This is a genomic window from Amycolatopsis sp. cmx-4-61, from assembly GCF_046548775.1.
Taxonomy (GTDB): Bacteria; Actinomycetota; Actinomycetes; order Mycobacteriales; family Pseudonocardiaceae; genus Amycolatopsis.
In genome coordinates, this window is record NZ_JAEBEI010000002.1 from 648,323 (window position 1) to 669,823 (window position 21,501).

The 21,501-nt window shown below is 72.7% G+C and carries 18 protein-coding genes and 3 pseudogenes; 7 read left to right on the forward strand and 14 right to left on the reverse strand.

Translation table 11 applies throughout. The annotated features are described in order from the left end of the window. Together ACLJOU_RS11535 and ACLJOU_RS11540 are read left to right on the forward strand one after the other, a co-directional pair. Positions 1 to 270 (forward strand): annotated as a pseudogene (locus tag ACLJOU_RS11535) (flavin reductase); the annotation flags it as partial. Between the two features lie 69 nt (positions 271 to 339). Next, complete coding sequence (locus ACLJOU_RS11540; protein ID WP_410566303.1) at positions 340 to 615, forward strand: Atu4866 domain-containing protein; 276 nt, start codon at positions 340 to 342, stop codon at positions 613 to 615. Between the two features lie 254 nt (positions 616 to 869). On the opposite strand, the pseudogene ACLJOU_RS11545 reads toward ACLJOU_RS11540, so the two are convergent. The 7 genes and pseudogenes from ACLJOU_RS11545 to ACLJOU_RS11575 all read right to left on the reverse strand — a co-directional run bounded on the left by ACLJOU_RS11545 (position 870) and on the right by ACLJOU_RS11575 (position 6,959). Further along, positions 870 to 2,566 (reverse strand): annotated as a pseudogene (locus tag ACLJOU_RS11545) (S8 family serine peptidase). Beyond that, positions 2,563 to 3,375, reverse strand: a pseudogene (gene ddaH, locus ACLJOU_RS11550) (dimethylargininase); the annotation flags it as partial. The pseudogenes ACLJOU_RS11545 and ddaH, both read right to left, overlap by 4 nt. 10 nt (positions 3,376 to 3,385) lie before the next feature. Continuing rightward, positions 3,386 to 4,048: a DUF6875 domain-containing protein gene (locus ACLJOU_RS11555; RefSeq protein WP_410566306.1), complete on the reverse strand. Its 663-nt coding sequence runs from the start codon at positions 4,046 to 4,048 to the stop codon at positions 3,386 to 3,388. Continuing rightward, positions 4,045 to 5,421 (reverse strand): FAD-binding oxidoreductase, encoded by a 1,377-nt coding sequence (locus ACLJOU_RS11560; RefSeq protein WP_410566309.1) that lies wholly within the window; start codon positions 5,419 to 5,421, stop codon positions 4,045 to 4,047. The genes ACLJOU_RS11555 and ACLJOU_RS11560 overlap by 4 nt, the downstream gene beginning before the upstream one ends. Beyond that, positions 5,421 to 5,744 (reverse strand): hypothetical protein, encoded by a 324-nt coding sequence (locus tag ACLJOU_RS11565; RefSeq protein WP_410566312.1) that lies wholly within the window; start codon positions 5,742 to 5,744, stop codon positions 5,421 to 5,423. The genes ACLJOU_RS11560 and ACLJOU_RS11565 overlap by 1 nt, the downstream gene beginning before the upstream one ends. After that, entirely contained in the window at positions 5,741 to 6,145 is a 405-nt protein-coding gene (locus tag ACLJOU_RS11570) for a cupin domain-containing protein (RefSeq protein ID WP_410566315.1), read from the reverse strand. Before ACLJOU_RS11570 ends, ACLJOU_RS11565 begins: the two co-directional genes overlap by 4 nt. A gap of 52 nt (positions 6,146 to 6,197) precedes the next feature. After that, a complete protein-coding gene (locus ACLJOU_RS11575) occupies positions 6,198 to 6,959 on the reverse strand; it encodes a LuxR C-terminal-related transcriptional regulator (protein ID WP_410566318.1) in 762 nt (253 codons plus the stop codon). Positions 6,960 to 7,260: 301 nt separating this feature from the next. Between ACLJOU_RS11575 and ACLJOU_RS11580 the strand changes: the two genes are divergently transcribed. Genes ACLJOU_RS11580 through ACLJOU_RS11595 form a run of 4 tightly spaced genes read left to right on the forward strand, consistent with a single transcriptional unit; the run spans position 7,261 to position 12,624 of the window. Continuing rightward, positions 7,261 to 8,538 (forward strand): SidA/IucD/PvdA family monooxygenase, encoded by a 1,278-nt coding sequence (locus ACLJOU_RS11580; protein WP_410566320.1) that lies wholly within the window; start codon positions 7,261 to 7,263, stop codon positions 8,536 to 8,538. After that, complete coding sequence (locus ACLJOU_RS11585) at positions 8,538 to 10,259, forward strand: class I tRNA ligase family protein (protein WP_410566323.1); 1,722 nt, start codon at positions 8,538 to 8,540, stop codon at positions 10,257 to 10,259. Before ACLJOU_RS11580 ends, ACLJOU_RS11585 begins: the two co-directional genes overlap by 1 nt. Next, the gene (locus ACLJOU_RS11590) at positions 10,259 to 11,320 is read left to right on the forward strand and encodes an NAD(P)/FAD-dependent oxidoreductase (RefSeq protein WP_410566326.1); all 1,062 of its coding nucleotides are present in this window, start codon (positions 10,259 to 10,261) and stop codon (positions 11,318 to 11,320) included. The genes ACLJOU_RS11585 and ACLJOU_RS11590 overlap by 1 nt, the downstream gene beginning before the upstream one ends. Beyond that, a complete protein-coding gene (locus ACLJOU_RS11595; protein WP_410566329.1) occupies positions 11,320 to 12,624 on the forward strand; it encodes an FAD-dependent oxidoreductase in 1,305 nt (434 codons plus the stop codon). Before ACLJOU_RS11590 ends, ACLJOU_RS11595 begins: the two co-directional genes overlap by 1 nt. A gap of 71 nt (positions 12,625 to 12,695) precedes the next feature. On the opposite strand, the gene ACLJOU_RS11600 is transcribed toward ACLJOU_RS11595, so the two are convergent. The 5 genes from ACLJOU_RS11600 to ACLJOU_RS11620 form a co-directional block, all read right to left on the reverse strand. Continuing rightward, complete coding sequence (locus ACLJOU_RS11600; protein ID WP_410566331.1) at positions 12,696 to 13,946, reverse strand: ATP-grasp domain-containing protein; 1,251 nt, start codon at positions 13,944 to 13,946, stop codon at positions 12,696 to 12,698. After that, on the reverse strand, positions 13,939 to 15,219 hold the full coding sequence (locus ACLJOU_RS11605; protein WP_410566334.1) for an acyl-CoA dehydrogenase family protein: 1,281 nt from the start codon (positions 15,217 to 15,219) through the stop codon (positions 13,939 to 13,941). Before ACLJOU_RS11605 ends, ACLJOU_RS11600 begins: the two co-directional genes overlap by 8 nt. After that, positions 15,216 to 16,541, reverse strand: coding sequence for an ATP-grasp domain-containing protein (locus ACLJOU_RS11610; RefSeq protein WP_410566337.1), 1,326 nt, complete (start codon positions 16,539 to 16,541; stop codon positions 15,216 to 15,218). Before ACLJOU_RS11610 ends, ACLJOU_RS11605 begins: the two co-directional genes overlap by 4 nt. Then, the gene (locus ACLJOU_RS11615; protein ID WP_410566340.1) at positions 16,538 to 17,806 is read right to left on the reverse strand and encodes an MFS transporter; all 1,269 of its coding nucleotides are present in this window, start codon (positions 17,804 to 17,806) and stop codon (positions 16,538 to 16,540) included. The genes ACLJOU_RS11610 and ACLJOU_RS11615 overlap by 4 nt, the downstream gene beginning before the upstream one ends. 178 nt (positions 17,807 to 17,984) lie before the next feature. Next, positions 17,985 to 19,244, reverse strand: coding sequence for a helix-turn-helix domain-containing protein (locus tag ACLJOU_RS11620; RefSeq protein ID WP_410566343.1), 1,260 nt, complete (start codon positions 19,242 to 19,244; stop codon positions 17,985 to 17,987). Between the two features lie 455 nt (positions 19,245 to 19,699). On the opposite strand from ACLJOU_RS11620, the gene ACLJOU_RS11625 reads away from it, so the two are divergent. Then, a complete protein-coding gene (locus ACLJOU_RS11625; protein ID WP_410566346.1) occupies positions 19,700 to 19,864 on the forward strand; it encodes a hypothetical protein in 165 nt (54 codons plus the stop codon). Between the two features lie 6 nt (positions 19,865 to 19,870). Here the strand turns inward: ACLJOU_RS11625 and ACLJOU_RS11630 are convergent, their stop codons facing one another. Together ACLJOU_RS11630 and ACLJOU_RS11635 are read right to left on the reverse strand one after the other, a co-directional pair. Further along, positions 19,871 to 20,539 carry an HAD family hydrolase gene (locus ACLJOU_RS11630; protein WP_410566349.1) on the reverse strand — a complete coding sequence of 223 codons (669 nt, stop codon included), beginning with the start codon at positions 20,537 to 20,539 and terminating at the stop codon, positions 19,871 to 19,873. Positions 20,540 to 20,734: 195 nt separating this feature from the next. After that, on the reverse strand, positions 20,735 to 21,487 hold the full coding sequence (locus ACLJOU_RS11635; RefSeq protein WP_410566352.1) for an SDR family oxidoreductase: 753 nt from the start codon (positions 21,485 to 21,487) through the stop codon (positions 20,735 to 20,737). Between the last annotated feature and the right edge of the window lie 14 nt (positions 21,488 to 21,501).

Here is a 21,501-nt window from a genome sequence, read left to right on the forward strand (position 1 = left end):
CGATTCGGCTTCACCCCCACCCCCGGAGCCGTGGTAGGCGCGCCCTTGGTCACCGAGTGCTTCGCCAACATCGAGTGCGCGGTCGCCGACGACCGGCTCGTGGACGAGCACAACCTGTGGATCCTCACTGGCGTCCGCGCCTGGTTCGATGCCGGCAAACGGGGAGCGGGCGAGTTCCACCACCGCGGCGACGGCACCTGCTCCGCCAACGCCTCCACGGTGGACCTCCGCCACCGTATGACCAAGTGGCGCTCCCTGACGCGCGACTGACTTCCCTCCGCCACCAACGCTCTGGAAAGGCCCGGAAACCATGTTCAAGCTCCAGCTGTTCTCCTGGCGATGTCGGCCACCATGCTCGCCAAAGCCACGCCCGGCACCGGCGCACACCCTTACGTCGGCATGTGGGTCACGGCCGACGGCCGCATCCGCCAGGAGCTGCTCCCCGACGGCCGCTACGAGGAAGAACGCGACGGCCGCAAACGCGCCTACACCGGCCGCTACACCGTCACCGGTACCCATCTCGACTACACCGACGACCTCGGCTTCACCGCCACCGGCGACATCCGCGACGGCATCCTCTACCACGAGCACCTGGTCCTGCACCGCGATCGGTAGCTGCCCTTACTTCGGGTCCGGCAGGAAAGGGCACTCCCCAACCACTCACGGGCCACGGCGAAAGCTGCCAGCGTCGCCCGTGCCGCGGACTCCGCCGCCGCCCCTCCCCCACCTCGACCGGCTCGCGGCCCAGACCGCGCGACCGGGCGTGGCTCGGCTCGTCCGGGTCGGTCAGAAGGCGACCGGCACCCCGCAGGTCGTGCCCCGCGGGGTCGCGGGTGAAGTGCTCGGAAACCGTCGGCCGGTACAGCCGCTCACGGTCTGCCGTGGGTGACCGCCGACCAGGCGTCTACGGCGCCGTGGCCGTAGAAGCCGTTGAAGGATGCGTCGCCCGCGCACGTGGCCGTGTACGAAGCGTCGCGGCCTTCGTCGAGGTAGTCCACCGTGCGCGGGACCGGGCAGGGGATCTTCGACGCCGTCTCCTCCAGGATCCGCTTCACCACGTCCGGGTCGAGCCCCAGTCCCCCGCCGCGCGCCGGGTGGCCGTACTGCGACACGATCAGGGCCGCGACGCCCGCGGCGTGCGGGGTTGCCATCGAGGTGCCCTGCAGCCACCGGTAGTAGCCGGTGCGGCCGTCGGCGGCCGTCTGCTTCTCGATGCCGATGGCGACCCCGGCCGGGGTGAGGTTCCCGGCGGCGTCGATGTAGCCGGCGGCCACGCCGACGTTGCGGGGGTAGGTCGAGAGGATCTCGTTCTCGCGGCTGTCGTACCACGGCGTGCCGAAGTAGTCGCGTTTGTACCCACCGGGCGCCGACACCGAGATCCGCTCGAGGCCGTAGTTCGAGTAGTCCGCCTTCGCCTGCGACGGCCCGAAACCGGCCACACCGATCGTGTGCGGGCCCTCCAGCGGCAGGGTCAGGCAGCTCGCGTTGTCGATGGTCCGCGGGTGCGCGCTGTTCGCCGGGTAGTCCGGGCTCGTCGCGTCCGGTTGCGGGGCGGCCAGATCACTGTGCTGGTTGCCCAGCGCCACCACCATCGTGACGCCCTTGCGGTGCGCGTAGTCCAACGCCCGCTTCGTCGCCTCGATGACCGTCCGCTGCTCGGCCTGTTCGGCGGGCGAGTCCGCCGGGTTCGCCGCGCAGTTGTACAGCCACGGGTCGATGTAGAAGGACATGTCCACCACGTCGATGCCCGCGTCACCCGCGTAGGTCAGCGCGTCGACCGTCGGCTGCAGGAAGTACAGGCCCGAGTCCTGCGCGGCGCGGAGGTTCACCAGCGTCACGTTCGGCGCGACCCCGGAGACACCGAACCCGTTGGCCGCGGCGGCGATGGTGCCGGCGAGGTGCGTGCCGTGCCCGTTGTCGTCGACGTCCACGGGGTCCACACAGCCGCGGTACTCGCACGGCCCGTCGACGGGCGCGCCGTTGACGTCGTAGGGGATGTCCTTGGTGAAGTTGCGCGAGTCGGCCGCGTCGAAGTTCGGGGCGAGGTCGGGGTGGCTGCCGTCGATCCCGGAGTCGATGACCCCGACCTTGACGCGTCTGTCGCCGGGTTGCACCGTGCGCGCGAGGTCCGACCGCACCGACTTCAAGCCCCACAACCGGGTGTCCAGCGGATCGAGGCCGGCGGAAGCCGCCTTCGGCCGCGAGGCGGTGGTGCCGCCGGGTTCGGCCTCGACGGCGTCCGGTTTCGCCACGGCCCGGCGGTCCTTCGGCACGGTACCGATGACCTTCGCCCTGGCGGCCCCGAAGACCGCGCGGGCGCCCGAAACCCGCTCGAGGAAACCGCCGGCGGGCCCGGTCGCGGTGACCAGGCCGACCGCGGGGTTGATGGCCACGACGCTGCCGCCCGCCGCGCGGACGGCCTCGCCGACCGCAGCCACGTCGTACCCTCGCGGGCCAGGACGTCAAACTCCGCGGTGGGCCGCGGCTGCGCCGACACCGCGGGCACGGCCGTCGCCACGAGCAGCGGCACCGCGAGCGCGACGAGGGCGGATTTCGGTCTTCTCACTGCGGTTCTCCTGACTGACGCAGTTCCAGCGTGCAGCACTTGACGCTGCCGCCCCCTTTGAGCAGTTCCGACAGGTCGGCGCCGATCGGCTCGAAGCCGCGTTCCCGCAACTGCGCGCTCAACCGCGTGGCGGCTTGGGGCAGGATGACGTGCCGCCCGTCGGAAACGGCGTTCAGGCCGAACGCCGCGGCATCGGCGGCGGAGGCGATGACGGCGTCCGGGTACAGCTGCTCGAGCCGCCGCCGGCTGTCCTCGGTGAAAGCCTCCGGCCAGTACGCGATCGTCTCGTCGTCCAGCACCGCCAGTGCGGTGTCCAGGTGGTAGTGGCGCGGGTCGGTCAGCGTGAGCCCCACCACCGGCAGGCCGAAGAACGCCGCGGCCTCTTCGTGCGCCCGGCGGTCGGTCCGGAAGCCGGTACCGGCCAGGATCCGGGAGCCGGCGAGCAGGAAGTCACCCTCGCCTTCGTTGGGCCACCGCGCCTGCCGCACACCGTCGTATCCGTGGTCGGCGAACCACTTCGCGTACGCCGCGGACTCCCCGCGGCGGAAGCGGTGGCGGAAGCGCGCGATCAGCGCCCGGCCGGCCACCACGGTGGCGCCGTTGGCCGCGTACACCATGTCCGGCAGTCCGGGCACCGGGTCGAGCAGGTCCACCCGGTGCCCGAGGTCCAGGTGGAGGTCGCGCAGCCACTCCCACTGCGCGATCGCCAGCTCGGTGTCGGTCGGCTTGCCGGGATCCATCCACGGGTTGATCGAGTACTCGACGTCGAAGTACCGCGGTCTGACCATGAGGTAGTGCCGCACGTGTGCTCCTGGGTGCTCAGGCCGTCTGCAACGACTTTCGGGCCCCCGCCAGCCGCTGGACCAGCTGGCCGCGGATGCGGGGCGGGATGTCCGGGGCGAACCGCCGGAAGTAGCTCTCGGCGTGCGCCGTGCTGTCCATCAGGAACGGCAGGTCGAACACGACCAGCTTGCGGACGGCCAGCAGCGGCACCGGCGCGCGCAGCGCCTTGAACTCGTCGTTCCACAGGCCCGGCTGGTCGCAGACCGGGTGGAACTGGCCGATCATCAGCCCGTCGGCGACGAACCCGTCCTTGGCCTCGCGCTGCAGGTCGTCCAGCGGGCTGGCGTCGTGGTGGTCCAGCTGCGGCAGCACGAGGAGGATCGTCAGCAGCTCCCGGTTCTCCGGCGAGACCGCCGCCGAAAGCCGCTCGTACCACCCGCGCAGGTTCTGGACCGCGTCACGGACGTCGACCGCGCCGGACGCTGCGGTGAGTGCAGCCAGGTGGAACAGTCCTTTGTGGAGTGATGGTTGGGTGTAGGGGCACACCGGGCCGTTCCGGCCGAGGTCCGGGTGCGCGGAGACCAGGTACCGCCCCGCCCAGGCGAGGATCTCGCGCAGGGGCGGGAGGTGCTCGGCCGGCGCGGCGCCGTCGGCGACCTCGGCCGCGGTCCAGATGCGCACCTTGTCGTCGCCGATCATGAGCCGATGCTTTGGGCGAAGGTGAAGAACCCGTCCGGGTCGACCTGCTCCTTGATCCGCTGCAGGCGCGGGTAGTTGACGCCGTAGTAGGCGCTGCGCCAGTCCGCGAGGTCGGGGTCGCTGAAGTTCTGGAAGGCGCCGCCGGACACGTACGGCGACATCGCGTCCGACAGGCCCGCCAGCCAGCCGAGGTTGGCGTCGACCACGGCCGGTTCGTCGTCCTCGGCCCACGAGGTGTCCATGGACAGCAGGAACATCGCGTCGCGGTGGACGAACGCGGTGTCCGTCGCGGGCACCCGGTTGATCGCCCCGCCCCAGGAGAACAGGGCGGCCCCGCCCCCGTCCGGGTTGCCGCTGTCCGGACGGCGTTCGACGAACGAAAGCATCGTGGCGATCGCCTCGTCGGGCAGCGGCCCGGTGAGGATGCCGGTGCGCACCGCGAACGCGCCCTCGGCGGTCTCGTGCCGCAGGTCGTCCTTGGCCTGCCAGAAGGTCCGGTCCGCGATGGCCGTGTGGACCGGCGCGGCGACGGAGAGCACGGGGTCGAGGATTTCGCGCAGCTGCGCCGCGGACCCGAGGTGCTGCCCGACGGCCGACACGGTGGTTTCCCCGCCGGCCCTGCTGACGCCGATCCGGGCCGCGAACTCGTCCGGTGCCTGCCGGACGGTGTCCTGCAGCACGGAGAAGACCTTCGCCGCGTCCGCGCCGTCCCACAGCAGCACGTAGGTCGCGCAGTCCGTCACCGGCCGCGCCTGGAAGGTGAAGGACACGTTGACGCCGAAGTTCCCGCCGCCCCCGCCGCGGCACGCCCAGAACAGGTCGGTGTCGGTGCCGGCGTCGCAGTGCCGCACCTGCCCGTCCGCGGTCACGATCGTGGTCGCCACGAGCGCGTCCGCGGTCAGCCCGAACACGCGGGAAACCGCCCCGCACCCGCCGCCGAGGGTGAGGCCCCCGATGCCCACCGTGTCGCTGTTGCCCAGCGCGAACGCCATCTCGTGGGGCTGGACGGCCGCGTACACGTCCGCCATCCGCGCGCCGCCGGCGGCGGTGACGAGGCCGGTCGAGCCGTCGGCGGTCACGGTGTTCAGCGCACCGAGGTCGAGGACCAGGCCGGGACCGACCGAGTGCCCGGCGAAACTGTGCCCGCCACCGCGGGCGACGACGTCGATACCGGTGTCGCGCGCCCATTCGACAACGCGCTGCACGTCCAAGGTGTCCGCAACGGACACGACACCCGCGGGGGTGATCCCGGCGAACCGCTTGTTGAACGGCGTGCCGGCGTCGCGGAACCCGGCGTCGCCGGGCCGCCGCACCCGGCCGGTCACCGCTTGGCCGAGGCGTCGCCAGTCGGCCTCCGAAGGGCGCCGGGACACTAGCTCACCTCGTCGAGGTAGGAGACGCCGCGGGCGGCGTGCGGGCCGTAGCGCTCCCACACCTCGCGCAGGCGGAGCCGGCCGTCTTCGGCTACCTCCGGCGTGTTCACCGTGTGCCCGCAGATCACCTCGCCGGTGGCGAGCACGACGGTGTACCCCAGGTGGAGCACTCCGTTCTCCCGCTGGGTGCCGGCGATCGCGCCGCGCCGCACGTCTCCCCCGGCGAACTCGGCCCAGACGACGTCGTCTTCCTGCCGGTAGACGGCCACGGCGTTGTCGACGGCACCGGCCTTGCGGAACTTCCGCCCGTCGTAGTCGATCACGCCGGCCCCGCCTCACCGGTGTCGTGCGCGACGAACTCGGCCGACATCTCCCGGTCCCACCAGATGGCGTAGTAGGAGAAGTCTTCGCCGTGCGCGGCGTCGTTCACGAGGTGGTGCTCGATCCCCGGGCGGAGGAACACGATGTCCCCGGCCGCGAACTCGTGGTGCCGGTCGCCGGCGACGACCGCGGCCCGCCCGGCCATGCCGATGAAGATCTCGTGCTCGTGGTGGGCGTGGGCGACCGACGCGTCGCCCGGGCGCAGCACGCACCAAGCTCCGCGGAACGGCGCGGTCAGCCCGTTCCACGGGTACAGCAGTTTCATGTCCAGTCCGTAGGCCCGCGTCAGGTTTTCGTGCTCCAGTCTGCGGATGTCCAGGAGGGCAAGGTCTCGGTCAGTCACGTCCCACTCCGATCAGCGTGTTCTCCGGTCGGGTGCCCGGCGCCGATCGAGGCTAGGTCCGGCCGGTTTCCCGGCGATAGGGGAACTGTTCCCGATCGCCGGTGAATTCCCCGCGTCCCAGTCCCGCGTCCCGGGCCAGCACTATCGCCTGGGCCCGATCGGCCACGCCGAGTTTGGCGAAGACCGCGGAAACGCGATTGCTGATCGTCTTGGACGCCAGGCCGAGATCGCGCGCGATCACCGCGTTCGACCGGCCCGCGGCGATCCGCTCGAGCACTTCCCGTTCCCGGGCCGTCAGTTGCGGAAAGGGGTAGGGTTCGGGGCCGGCCGACCGCACCAGTGCGCTGAAGCGGGCGGCGATCGCCCGGCCGACGATCGCCTCGCCCGCCGCCACCACCCGCACCCCGCGCACGAGCTGCTCGGCGTCGGCGCCCTTGACCAGGTACCCGCGCGCGCCCGCGTGGATCGCCGACCGGACGGCGGTGTCGTCGTCGGCCGAGCTCAGGACGAGCACCTTCGTCACCGGGGACACCAGCGACACCCGGCCGATCACGTCGACCGGCCCGGGCGCGCCGATCTGCGGATCGACGACCAGCACGTCCGGCCGGTGCCGGGCGGTTTCCGCGATGACGCCGTTGACCGTGGCCGCCTCACCGACGACGTACACGCCGCCGGCGTCTTCCAGCGCGGCCCGGACCCAGTGGCGGACCGACGGCTGGGGGTCGGCGAGCAACACGGTGGTCAGCGGGGCGGCGGCCCGGTCCTCGACCGGCCAGAGCCGGGCGGTGCTGCCGAAACCGGTGGCGTGACTCATCGTTCCCCCTACGTCGACCGGTGCCGATCCGTTCCGGTCGGCTCCTCACGAAAGCGTCGTGCACGTCTTCCCCATCGGACAGCAAAGTCTGCTGTCCGGAACAATTGATCGCAATCAATTTCCATGATCGCAATCAATTCGTCGAGATTGCACCGATCGGCGCAATCGGGGATAAACGATCTTAACGAGATTCCCCGACGGCAGGGAAAGCCTTCCCTACCACCAGGGAAACAGCGCTCCTTACGATCGCTTCCGGCGGCACGCGGCACGCCGACCTATTCCCAGAAATCGGAGTGTATCTGTGACCGAAGTACAGGTGGGTTTGCTCGCGATCGGAGCCGGACCGGCGAACCTGGCGCTCGCCGTCGCCATCGAGGAGTCCGGGCACCCGGAACTGGCCCGGCAGACACTGCTGCTGGAGCAGGGACCGGACATCAAGTGGCAACGCGACCTGCTGATGCCGTGGGCACGCAGCCAGGTCTCCTTCCTCAAGGACCTGGTGACCCTGCGCAACCCGCGCAGCAGGTTCTCGTTCCTCAGCTTCCTCCACGACCAGGAGCGGCTCGACGAGTTCGTCAACCTGGGCACGTTCCACCCGTTCCGCTGGGAGTTCTCCGACTACCTGCAGTGGGTCGCGAAGTCGCTGGAGCAGGTGCGCATCCGCTACGACGCGAAGGTCCGGACCATCGAACCGGTCCGTGACGCCCACGGGTCCATCTCCGGCTGGCTGGCCACCCTCGCCGGCGGGGACACCATCCGCTGCCGCGACCTGGTCGTCGGCGGAGGCCGCGACACGCACGTGCCGGACGTCTTCGCCGGCCTGCCCCCCGACCGGCTCATCCACAGCACCCAGTACCGCCGCCGGATCGCGCAGCTGCCCGCGGACGCACCCCTGCGCGCCGTCGTGGTGGGCGGGGCGCAGAGCGCGGCGGAGATGTTCATGGCCCTGCACGACAACCTGCCCAACAGCACCCGCACGATGATCGTGCGGTCGGTGGGTCCGCAGAACTACCAGACGAGCAAGTTCGTCAACGAGCTGTTCTTCCCCTCCTTCGTCGACCGGTTCTACGACAGCCCGCCCGAGGTCCGCCAGCAGGTGCTCGACGAGATGCGCCTGACCAACTACGCCGGAGCGGCCCCGCCGTTCCTCGACCAGCTGTACACCACGCTCTACCAGCAGCGCGGCATCGGGCAGCACCGGTCGGAGGTGCGGACGCTGACCGAGGTGGTCGGCGCCCGGGTCGACGGCGACGAGGTCGTGCTCGACCTGCGCGACCGCACGAGCGGCAAGGTCGAACCGCTGCACTGCGACCTGGTGCTGCTGGGCACCGGCTTCGACAACCGGATGCCCGCGCTGGTCCGCGACCTGGCCGACCACGTCGGCCTCTCGGAGATCTCGGTCAGCCGGTGCTACCGGGTGGACCTCGGCGCGCCGGCCTGGGGCGCGGTGTACCTGCAGGGGGTCAACGAGGCCACCCACGGGATCGCCGACTCGCTGATCAGCGTGCTGGCCCACCGCTCCCACGACATCGTCACCGACCTGCTCGCCCGCCGCGGCGCCGAGCGCGAGGCCGTCTGATGGACCGGCTCGTGGTCATCTCGCCCGCACCGACGGCGAACGGCGATCTGCACCTCGGCCACCTCGCGGGCCCGTTCCTGGCCGCGGACGTCTGCACCCGGTACGCCCGCGCGACCGGCCGGGATGCTCTGTACGGCACCGGTATGCACTTCACGCAGAACTACGTCGTCGCGGCGGCCGAGCGCCTCGGCGTCGCCCCGGAAGACCTGCGGGAGCGCTCGGCCGAGCAGGTCCTGCGCACCTTCGCCGCGATGGGCGTGGAGGTCGACGGGTTCGGCTGCCTCGGCGACCGGTTCACCGCGCTGGTCACCGGCTTCTACGAGCGCCTGCACGGGCGGGGGCTGCTGGAGCTGCGGACGGTGTCGTTCCCGTACCTGCGCAGCACCGGCGAGTACCTGATGGACGCCTACGTCACCGGCGGCTGCCCGTTCTGCCTCGCCGAAGGCTGCGCCGGGATCTGCGAGAGCTGCGGGCTGCCGATCGCCCCCGGCGAGCTGATCGGCCCGCGCTCGACCACACGACCGGACGAGCCGCTGGAGTACCGCGAGGTGGACATCCTCGTCTTCCCGGTCGAGCGGTACCGCGCGGAGCTGGAGGCCTACTTCGCCCGCACGCCCATGCGGCCCGGCATGGCCCGGCTGATCGAGTCCGCGCTGGCGCGGCCGCTGCCGGACTTCCCGATCACGCAGCCGGCGTCGTGGGGTATCCCGGCACCATTCCCCGAAGTGGCGGGCCAGGTGTTCTACGCGCACATGGAAGGCATGCCGTGGAGCATGTTCACCACCGCGCTGGCCGCCGAGCGGCGCGGTGCGGTGCTGACCGCCGACGACGAGCTCTGGCGCACCGGCGCCGGCACAACGGTGGTGTACTTCCTCGGCCTGGACGCGACCTACCCGTTCGCGATCGTCGGCACGGCACTGCTCACCGCGCTCGGCGGCCACGTGCTGCCGGCGCAGTACTTCACCAACGAGTTCTACGAGCTGGCCAACGAGAAGTTCTCCACCAGCCGGGGGCACGTCGTGTCCGGCCGCGAGCTGGCCGCCGAGGTCCCGCGCGACCTCATCCGGTTCCACCTGTGCGCCACCAGCCCCGAGTACCAGCGCACCGACTTCACCCGCGAGGCCCTGTCGCGGATCGGCGAAACGCGGCTGACCGGACCGTGGAACCGGGTCGCGGCGGCGATCGACCGGTGGGTGGACCGCGGTCCCCTGCCGGTGTCGGCGGACGCCCGGCGCACGGCACGGCGGATGTCCGAGCGGTTCGCGGACTCCTACGAGCTCCCGAGGTTCAGCCTGACGGCGGCGGCCTCGACGCTCGCCGAGCAGCTCGCGCGCCTGGACCGGCTGGCGGCGACGGCGACGGCCGCGACCGCGGGCGACCTCTGCCACCAGGTGGAGGTGTTCCTGCGGTGCGCCGCACCGATTCTGATCGACCTCGCGGCGGCGGCCCTGCCGGACACGATGCTGCCGGGACACCTGGAGGCCGCAACGGTGACCCCCAAGAGGCTGCCGAGGCTGGCGCTGACGGTCAGCGCGGCCGACGCGGCCGGTGTCACCGACCTGACCGGCGCACGCGATGCGGTCGCGGCGGCAGACGCGCACAACGCAGCCGGAGCGACCGGCGCCCCGCACCACGTACCGGGCCCGGTGAGCGCGACGGGACCCGCCGGAGTCGCCAGGGCGCGCACCGCGGCCGGGCCGGCCGGGCCCACGGCGCACTGATGGCCACGGTCGCCGTCGTCGGGGCTGGGGTGACCGGGCTGGTGACCGCGATCGAGTGCGCGCGGGCCGGGCACCGCGTCTGCGTGCTCGACCGCGGTCCGGTTCCGAACCCCGCGTCGACCTCCGCCGACCAGCACCGGGTCCTGCGGGTCCTGCGGCCGGACGACGTCGACGGCACCGTGCGGATGGCCGAGGCGCGCCGCCGGTGGTCGGAACTGGAAGCGCTGCTGCGGACGTCCGTCGTGCGGCCCGTCGGCGTCGTCACCGCCGGCACCGCGGAGGAGCTCGAGCGGGCCTTCGGCACCGCGGGCCGGGCGGGTGTTCCCGCGACCGCCGTCGCGCCGGACACTTTGCCGCCGGTGCTGTTCCCGGCCGGGACCGGCGGGGTGTTCGACCCCGGCGGTGCGGTGCTGCTGGCCGATCGGTTCCTCCACGCCGCCGCCGCGTGGCTCGCCGCGCACCCCGCGGTGACCCTGCGCCCGGGGTGCCCGGTCGCCGGGATCGGCGACCACCGGGTGCGCCTGACCGACGGCTCCGTCGTCGACGCCGACCTCGTGCTGGTGGCGGCCGGGCCGTGGACCGCCGCGCTGGCCGGGCCGCCCGTCGTGCTGCACCGGCAGACGATGGCCTACCTGCGCCCGCCGCGGCACCTGGCCGCCTGGTGGGCATCGGCTCCCGGCGTGGGCCGGATCGGGCCCGATCGCCGCGCCTGGCTGCTGCCGCCCGGCGGCGGCGCCCTGCTCAAGATCAGTTCGGACGCGGTGTGCCGCGAGGTCGCCACGACCGCGGAGCCCGACGGCGAACCGTGGGCGGACCGGCTGCTCGCCGAGCCGATCCTCGCCGGCGCCGAGGCGTACACCGTGGTCGCCGTGCGGGACTGCCACTACGCGGCCGACGCCGGTACCGGCGGCCCCGTCCTCGCGCGGATCCGCCCGTCGGTGTGGGCCCGCTCCGCCTGCGGCGGCTCCGGGTTCGGGGCCGCCCCGCTCGTCGCCCGGGAAATCCTCGGCACCATCGGCAACGCGGCCGTCAGCAAAGCGAACGACAAGGAGTGTGCGTAGTGGAGTTCACGATCGTGGGGGCCGGCATGGCCGGCGCGTTCCTCGCGCTCTCGCTGGGCAGGCAGGGACACGTCGTGACGGTGTACGACCGCCGTCCGGACCCCCGCGGCGAGACCGTCGCGGTGACGTCCATGAACCTGGGACTGTCCCGGCGGGGCCTGGCGGCCCTGGACCGGCTGGGGCTGTCGGGCGAGGTTAAGCGGTTCGTCGTCCCGATGCGCGGGCGGCTGCTGCACAACCTCGACGGCGGGCTGCGCTTCTCGGCCTACGGCGACGGCGGCATCCTCGCCATCCAGCGCCAGGACCTCAGCGCGCTGCTCGTGGACGCGGCCGTCAAGGAGCCCGGCGTCCGGTTCGTCTTCGACACCCGCTGCACGGCCGTGGACCGGGAGCTGCCGTCGGCGACCTTCGAGGCGCCGGACGGGCGGTCGTTCACCGTGCGTTCGGACGTCGTGGTGGGCGCGGACGGCGCGTTTTCGGCCGTCCGCCGGTTCCTGCAGCACGAGCTGCGCGCGGAGTTCTCCCAGAACTACCTCGAATGGGGCTGGCGCGAACTGCACATCCCGGCGGCCGCCGACGGCACCCACCGCATGGCCGAGGACGTCTTCCACCTGTGGCCGCGTGGCGACACCATGATGTTCGCCCACCCCAACCGCGACGGCTCCTTCACCTGTTCCTGCGTACTGCCGTTCCACGGCCCCGCCGGCTTCGATTCGCTGCGGACGCCGTCCGACGTCGAGTCGCTGTTCCACCGGGAATTCCCCGATGTCCTCGAGCTGGTCCCCGACGTCGGCGAAGCCTTCCTGAGCCGGCCGACCTTCAACCTCGTCACCGTCAGCACCGCGCCGTGGACCTACGAAGGCAAGGTCGTGCTGATCGGGGACGCCTGCCACGCCGTGTACCCGTTCCTGGCCCAGGGCATGAACTCCGCGTTCGAGGACGCGCTCGAGCTGACCGACAGCCTCACCCGCCACCCCGGGGACCCGAAGGCGGCGCTGGCCCGTTACTACGCCCGCCGCAAACCCAACACCGACGCCCTCGCCACGATGTCCCACCGCAACTTCGCCGAGCTCCGCGACACCGTCCGGTCCCCGGCGGTCCGCTTGGAGCGGGCCTGCGACACCCTGCTGGAGAAGCTGCTCCGCCACCGCTGGATGCCGCTGCACGCCATGGTCACCAACACCACCATCCCCTACCTCCAGGCCCAGCACCGGGCCGCCCGCCAGCACCGGATCCTGACCGCGCTCGGCGCGGCCGCCCTCTCGGCCGTCGCCGTCGCCGCGGGCCGCCGGCTCCGGCGCTGACCCTGCGGGCCACACGAAAGAGGCCTTCACCGGATTTCCGGTGAAGGCCTCTTTCCACTGTGGACGAACACCTACTCCGGCCGGACCTCGATCCGCACCAGGCCCGCAGCCTTCTCCGCGCGCTGCAGGGCCTCGGCCGGGCTGTCCGCCTCCGCCATGACCAGGCCCGCGCGGTCCCATGAGCTGCGCAGGCCGGCGAACCGGTGTCCGGGCCCGACCTGGATGTCGACGAGGAACACGCCCTCGACGCGGCGGGCCTCGTCCAACCCCAGCACGGCGTCGATCACGCCGGGCTCCATCGGGACGAAGCGGACGGCCGCCCCGCCGGTCGCGCGCCGCGGCAGTGCCGGCGGAGTCTCGCCGCGCATCACGGCGAAGTACGCGCGCAGCAGCTCGACCGAGTAGGCGTGGTCGATGATCTCCATGATGCCGTCGCCGGCGATCCGGCCCGCGCACTCGACGAGGCAGGGCACGCCGCCGTCGACGATCCACTCGCAGTGCACGATCCCGTCGGCGAACCCGGTGGCCGCGACGACCCGGCGGGTCGCGCCCGCCAGCGTCTCGGTGAGCTCGGCGGGGATGTCGGCGGGCACGATGTGCGCCAGCTCCACCGGCCGCGGGCCCGGGTAGAGCTGCTTGGCCGTGACGTTGGCGAACAGCTGCCGTCCGCCGCGCACGAGCATTTCGACGCTGAACTCGGCGCCGGGCACGTACCTTTCGGCCAGCATCCGCAGGTCCATCGGCCGGTCCGGGACGAAGATGCCCTCGTCCTGCTCGAGGCAGTTCGCCCACGCCTCCTCGACCTCGCCGGGGTCGCGGATGACCTGGGTGCCGACGGCGGCCTGCCGGTTCGCCGGCTTGAGCACCACCGGGCCCGGGTGGGCCCGCATGAAGGCCCGCACGTCCGCCGGGCCGGTCACGGTGGCGCTTTCCGGGTTGGCGACCCCGGCGGCCGCGCTGACCCGGCGCAGCAGGACCTTGTCCCGCAGGATCAGCGCGGCGCCGAGGCTCGCGCCCGGCACGCCGTAGCGTTCGGCGAGCCGGGCGGCGAACGGCGTGGCGTACTCGATCAGCGGGATCACCGCGACCGGGTCCAGGTCCGGGTGGGCGGCGTGGAACTCGTCGGCCGAGCCGGGCCGGGTGTGCTCCCACTCGACCAGTGCCCGGACCAGGGCGGACCCGGCCAGTCTCGCGCGCAGGTCGCGCTTGCGGATGACGTCCGGTTCTTCGACCAGGACGACCGAGCCGTCGGGCTCGACGCCGGTCAGGGCCTGCAGGACCGGCGTCACGAACCCGACGACCAGGACGGGCCGCTCACGCATCGGCGTCGGCCTCGCTCTTGGGCTTGGGGGTCTGGGGCTTGTCCACGATGCCGAGCATGAACCGCATCGAGGGTTTCGCGCCGACCAGGTGCGCCCCGACGGTCTGGGTGACCCGGTCCCGTGCGGTGGGGTGCATGGCCATGGTCACCGAGTCCCGGAGCCACCGGTTCATCGGGTCGCCGCTGCGGATCGCCGCGGTGCCGAGCAGGTCGCACAGCCGCAGCACGACCCGCTTGGCCATCTGGAACGCCTGCCAGCCGGTCAGTGCCGGGGCGACCCGCTCGTCGGGCGTGAGGTCGTCCAGGGTGCCGGTGCCGTCGGCGGTGACCTCCCACTGCCGTTCCAGGGCCCGATAGACGCCGGCCCGGGTGGTGCTGTAGTCGGCCTCGCATTCGGCCAGCGTGATCTGGATGTGTTCGTTGTCCTTCCAGGCGACGCCGCTCATCCGCCAGGGCGAGCCCTTGAGCATGTCGACCCGCTCAATGGTGAGACCGCGGACGTAGTCCAGTGCGGCCCGCGCGGTCCCGAGCGGGACGCCGCACATGCTGCGCTGGATCACGTCCGGCTGCACCAGCGGCCCGTTCGGCACCTTGGGGTTGTCGAACGTCAGGGTGTGGTTCTCCGGGACGAACACGTCCGTGATCGTGTAGTCGGCGCTGCCGGAGCCGCACAGGCCGAGGGTGTACCAGTTGTCGAGGGAGCGGATCTGTTCCTGCGGCACCATGAACAGGCGCGACTCGTGCGGGTTGCTGCCGTCCGGGCTGGCGTAGGGCTCGCCGTTTTCGAAGACCATGGCGCCGGAGGCCACCCAGTCGGCGTGGGTCGAGCCGCTGCCGAACCCCCACCGGCCGGTGAGCCGGTAGCCGCCGGGCACCCGTTCCGCGTGCCCGGTCACCGGGAGCACGCCCGCGGAGTGCATGTCGATACTGGTGAACATCCGGCGGGCTTCGTCCTGGTCGAGGAAGTTCGCGTGCAGGCCGATGTCGGAGCCGAGCTTGGCGCACCAGCCGACGGACGCGTCGCCGTAGGACAGCGCTTCGATCACCTCGGTCTGCTCCATCGACGTCATCTCCGGGCCGCCCCAGTCGCGGCTGAACCCGATCCGGAAGACGCCGGCGTCGCGCAGCAGCTGCACGACGTCCGCGGGCAGGCTCCGGTTCGCCTCGATCTCCGCGGCCCGCTCGCGCAGGACCGGCGCGAGCGCCTTCGCGTTCTCGAGGATCTGCGCACCGGTCAGCGGCACATCGGTGCGGGCGGGCTCGGTCATGGTCATGCGGAGACTCCCTCGTGTTCGTCGACGTCGAGCAGGCCGGCGGGCATTTCGAACGCGGCACCGGGTTCGGGTGGGGCGACCGGAGCGGCGTCGACCCGCACCGTGGCGGCGGCCGTGTCCAATCGCTGGGCGCAGGTTTCCGGGTCGTCGGCCTCGCACACCACGAACGAGTGCCGGGCGAGGTAGCCGCCGGGCGGCAGCCGCAGGGTGGTGCCCGGCGCGGTCATCGGCGCCGCGAGGACCAGCCCGGGCACCTGCGCGCGGTCCGTCGGCACCGTGACCTCGTGGACCACGCAGTCGTGCTCGGGGTAGCCGAAGCGGATGCCGGCGACCGCGTGCCGGGACGCGGTGATGACCGGCCGGTTGCCGGTGGCGACGGCGAACAGGACCTCCCCCGGGTCGATACCGGTGGCCGTCTTGCCGAGGAACGGGATCAGGTCGCCGCCGAGGCGCCCGTTGACCTCGATGATCAGCGGCCCGCGGTCGGTCAGCCGGACCTCGGTGTGGGTGATGCCGTCTTCGACGCCGAGGGCGCGGTGCGCCCGCACCAGCACGTCCAGCAGCTCGGGATCGTGCCGGAGCGGATCGCCGGCGTCGACGACGTGCCCGACCTCTTCGAAGTACGGCTGGTCGCCGGTCTGCTTGCGGGCGACGAACATCGGCAGGTATTCGCCCTTGTGCACGGCGGCGTCGATGCTGATCTCCGGCCCCCGGACGAAGCCCTCCACGATCGCGGCCCCGCCGTAGCGGCTCTGGTCGACCGTGGCCGCGCCCATCGCGACCGCGAACGCGGCCTCCAGTTCGGACTCGTCCGCGGCGAACACCACGCCGATGCTCGCGCCCATCGCCCGCGGTTTGAGCACGACCGGGTAGCCGATCCGGGCCGCGGCGGCCCGCGCCTCGCCGAGGCCGGTCGTCATGGCGTAGCCCGGCTGCAGCAGGCCTTCGGCGGTCAGCACGGTCCGGGTGCGGTTCTTGTCCCGGCAGCCGCGGACGCCGGCCACGCCGAGGCCGGGCACGCCGAGCTCGGCGGCGAGTTCCCCCGCGGCGAGCACGACGGGCTCGTCCCAGCACATCAGGCCGACGACCCGGCGCCGCCGGGCGACCTCGCGGGCGGCGGCGAGCATCGCGTCCGCGTCGAAGACGTCGACGTGGACGATCTCGTCGAAGTAGCCGCGCTGCCAGGTGGGCTTGAGGTTGTTCAGCAGCACCAGCCCGAGCCCGGCCCGGCGGGCGCACCGGTGGATCGACGCGACCAGGTACTCGCGGTACGTCCGCAGCCCGCTGCCGATGACCAGCAGCACACCCTCGGGTTCGGTCATGATCGCTCTCCCACGGGTTCCACGGGTTCCGGTCGGGGCACGGGTTCCGGCGCGCGGGGCGTCCGGAGCCCGTAGATGTGGAGGCAGCCGGCGGCCAGGGACAACAACGCGCAGCAGCCCCAGAACACCGGTCCGCCGGACCGGGTCCAGACGAACACCCCCAGTGCCGGGCCGAGCGTCGCGGCCAGGCCGGCGAGCGTTTCCTTCGTCGCGATGTAGCGGCTTCTCAGCGCGACCGGGAAGGTGGCCGGGTGCGCGGAGGTGCTCGGGCCGTGGATCATCAGGCCGGACACCGCCAGGAGCGCGCCGGCGAGCACGAAGAACGGGTGCTGCGCGATCAGCCCGTAGAGGGTGAACCCGAGCCCGCTGACCAGGTTGCCCGCCAGCCCGGCGACGAACTTCGGGATGCGGACGATGTAGGTGGTGATCTTCAGTTCGCAGGTGATCAGCACGACCGAGGAGATCACCAGCACCGTGCTGTACAGCCCGACCGGGTACCCGGCGGCGACGATGTCCAGCGGGAGCACCGCGACGGATCCGGCGTAGACCATCATGCCGAACACCCCGGCCAGCAGGTAGCAGAGGAACCGGGTGTCGCGGACCAGCGTCCCGTACACCGCTCGCGCGCTCATGACCGGCACCGGGCTCCCGTCGGCTTCGGTCCGGTCCCGGGCCCCGGTCCGCCTCGGCAGCAGGGCGAACGCGAGCAACGCCCACAGCGCCGCGGTCGAGCCGTCCAGCCAGAACAGCAGGTCCCAGTTCACCTGGATGAGCAGGGCCGCGAGCAGCGGCGCCACGGCGGCACCGATGTTCAGCGCGATGCGCATCATCGAGAAGCCCATGACCTTGTGCGCTTCCGGCATGGACTCGGCGAGCAGCACCGCCGCCGCCGGCCGGTAGGCCTGGATGGCCAGCCCGGACAGGGCGACCACCGCCAGCAGCGCCCCGGGCACGCCCCGGACCAGCGGGATCGACGCGACCAGCGGCGCCGCGCACGTCATCGCCACCACGATCGTCGTCCGGCCGCCGAACCGGTGGGTCAGCTCGCCACCCAGCATCGCTCCGAAGATCGCTCCCACGCTGTACGCGGCGAGGCAGACCCCGGCGAAACCGGCCGAGTGGCCGCGGAACGTCAGGTACAGCACCAGGAACGTCTGGACGAACGCGCCCAGCTGGTTGACCAGCATGCCGGCCAGCAGGTACCGGACCGGCGCGGGGGTCGCCCGCAGCACCGCGAAGACCCCGGTCCTCGTACCGCCGGTCACCCCGCCACTTCCCTGGTCAGACGCACAGTCACCTCCGAGGTCACGAACTCGCGGCGGCCGGCGGAGTCCACAACGGACGGTGGCCGCCGCAGGCCCGATGCGCCAAGGCTAGGTTCGGCCGGTTCCCGGCGGGTAGGGGAACTGTTCCCGCCCACCCGGGAATCTCCCGGGCCGATCGCTACCGCCCGGCGGCGAAGACCCTGACCAGCTCGGGGATCGCGTAGCAGCCGTCGCCGCCGGCGCGCGAGAGGAGCCCGGCGTCCACAATGGACTCCAAGAGTTCGTCGGCGGTCTCGGCGGCGACGCCCATCGCCGCGGCGAGCCCGGCCGACGTCGTCCGGTCCGCGACGAAGTGCCGGAGGGCCGCCCGCCCCGCGGCCGGAAGACCCTCGTACGCGGCGGTGAACCGGTCGCGGACGTTGACGTCCCCGACGCTGAGGGTGTCCAGCACCCGCCGGTGGTCGGCGAGCCGGGCGGCGGTGGCGGCGAGAGGCCGGTCGGGCCGCGCCGCCACCTTGCGGCCGATGATGCTCACGGCGAGCGGCAGATCGCCGCACACCCCGGCGATCGCGTCCGCGGCGGCGTGCTCCACGCGGATCCGGTGTTCGCCGGCGAGCTGCCCGAGCAACGCCAGCGACTCCGCACGGGTGAAGGTAGTCAGCTCGGCCCGGTGCGCGTCCTCCAGGGCGGGCAGCCGGGCACGGCTGGTCACCACGACCTGGCTGCGCGCCGTCCGGCCGAGCAGCGGGCGCACCTGCGCCTCGGTGCGGACGCCGGTCAGCAGGACGAACAGCCGCTGTCCGGCGAGCAGCGACCGGTAGAGGTCGATCCGGTGCGCCGGGTGGTCGGGCGCCAGGTGGGCCGGCACGCCCAGCGCGCGCAGAAACCCCCGCACGACGCCGTCGGTGGCGCGGGTGCCGGTCCCGCCGTCGCTCAGGTCCGCGTAGAGCTGCCCGTCCGGGAAGTCCGCGGTGACGTCTTCGGCCAGCCGCAGGGCGAAGGCCGTCTTGCCGGTGCCGATCGGCCCGGTGACGAGCACCGGCACTTTCCCCGGCCCGCACGCCCCGGCGGCGTCGGCCAGCTCCGTGCCACGGCCGACGAAGGTCCTCGGGCCGCGGGGCAGCTGCGCCGGCCGGACGGCTGTGGTGCGCGACTTCGGCGCTTCGTCGTCACCTCCCTTGCCGGCGATGCTCCGCCAGCGCCGTTCCCACGCGTCGCGGTCGCCGCCGCAGGCGGTCACGAACGCCAGTGTCACGGCGAGGGTCGGCAGCCGCCGTCCGCTGGCGGCGCTGGACAACACCGACGGCGCGAAGTGCGCGGCCCTGGCGAGTTCCCGGTAGCTCGCGTTCCCCGCCCGGCTCCGCAGCAGCCGCAGCTCGTGGGCGAAGGCGGCGATCGGTCCGGCGGTGAGGTCCAGCGGGCGTTCGGGCCGACCCATGCCATCTCCCTCTGCCTGAGCTCGTTGCTAAAGGGGCGTCGAGCTTTACCACAGATACAAAGGGAAATCGGGCCGCCGCGGATGGCCCGATCGGCCTAACCCCGGTGGCAGGAAACGGCGCGTTTTTCCGGTCACCGAACAGCCCGCCCAGGCCGCGGCACGCAGCGCTACGGCGGGGTGACCCACCACTGGGGCCACAATGGACAAGCGCAGGTTCCGGCCCGGCCGCGCGCCGGAACCTGCGGCCCGCCGCAGCCGCCGCCCCGACCGGCCGGACGTGCTGGCGCACCCCCGCTCACGACCCGCGACCGGTTCGCCGACGTCTCGACCCAAACAGGAACGCCGTCGCGCCCACGACCGCGGGTAAGGGGTCCACCGCCACCGGACTGCGTGTTCACCCGATGCGGCCGCCGACCCCTCAGGACGAGCGTGGCTCCCAGAAGAAAGGAGCCGCCATGCGAGGCGACTGGATCCACGACTGGGTGCGGGTGGAGATGGAGTACCGGGCGGGCACGCGCCCGGCGGTGCGGCTGCCGGGGGAGCGGCCGCCGTCGAAGGCGTGGCAGAGGTTGTGGACGGCCCTGGTCCCGTCCCGGCGGGTCGAGGTGCGGCACCCGTGACCGCGGTCAGCGGGCCGCGGCGTGCACCCGCTCGACCGTCTCGGCCAGCCCGGCGAGGCCGGGCAGGACCGCGTCCGCCACCGCGGGGTCGTGCTCTTCGGCGTGCCGGTTGATCCACACGCGCGGGATGCCCAGCGCCCGGGCCGGCACCATGTCGTGGAAGTGGCTCTGGGCCACGTGCACCCAGTTCCCGGCCGTGGCGTCGAAGGACGCGGCGAACCGGCGGAAGTGGCCGTGCCCCGGCTTGTACTCGCCGACGTCCTCCGCGGTCACGACGGCGTCGATCGGCACCGCGAGCCGCCGCTGCGTCTCGCCGATGAGATCGCGGTCGCAGTTGGTCAGCAGCGCCAGCCGCCAGCCCGCTTCCCGCAGCCCGGCCAGGGCCGCCCGGGTGTCGGGGAAGACGGGCCAGTACGGCAGCCCGGTCCCGAGCACGGACGCGTCGTCGGCCACCAGCTCCAGCCCCGCTTCGGCGGCGGTCCGGCGCACGGACTCGGCGAGCACCTCCCGGTACCGCCGCACCGGCGCCTCGGCCTGCACCTGCGGCTCGAACCGGTTGTAGACCGCCAGCAGCTCGGTGCCGCGGCCCGGAAACAGCAGTTCGAGCCCGGTGGCGATGCCGTGGCGCCAGTCCACCAGCGTGCCGAAGCAGTCGAACGTCGCCCAGCGGATCATGGTGCGGTCTCCTCCCGGTCGGTCAGGTCTGCGTCGATCTTCGCGAACCTCGGGCCGCCCGGCGAGTCGTCCGGGCTCGACCCGGCGGACGGCGTAGTGGCCCGCGATCGGCCGTGCCCCGGGAAGCTGCGCGAGGCAGTGACCGGCCAGGGCAGTGAAACTCCCGGGCAGCTCCATCGACGGGCCGTGGACCGGCTACCGGTGATCGGCTCCCTCGGCCAGGTACTCACCGAAGGTGATCACTCCCTCGCGGTGCCCGGGAGCCAGGTGCTCGCCGGCGGCGTAGGCCCGGAACGTCTCCCCCGGCACCTTCATCGGCACGATCGGCCGAGGCCGCCCGCTCGCCGCACCGACCGCCTGCGCCAGCTCGGCCGCGGAAAGCACCTCCGGGCCGCCGAAGTCGGGTGCCCGGCCGGCCGGGTCGGCCATGGCGAGGTCCGCGAGCCGCCTGGCCACGTCCCGCACGTCGACCGGCTGGAAGGAGATCCGCGGCACCGGCACCACCGGCAGCCGGGACGCCCCGGCGAGCAGGGTGCGGACCAGACCGTGGAACTGGGTGGCCCGCTGGATCGTGACCGGCAGGCCCGACGCGGCGACCAGCCGCTCGGTTTCGTATTTGGCCCGGTAGTAGCCGAGCGGGACACGGTCGACGCCGACAATCGAGACGTAGACCAGGTGCGGGCCGCCCGCCCACCGCGCCGCCTCGATCAGCGTGCGGGCCAGCTGCGTCTCCCGGCCGAAGTAGTCGGTGGCGCAGTGGACGACCACGTCGACCCCGGCCACCGCGCTGTCGATGCCGCGACCGGTCCGCAGGTCGCCGCGGACGACGTCCGGGGCGGCCCGGCGGCTGAGCACGCGGACCTCCTCCCCCGCCGCCCGCAGCCGCGTCACCACCGCACTGCCGAGCTGCCCGGTGCCGCCGGTGACCAGGATTCGCACGTCGACCACCTCCGGCGCCATCC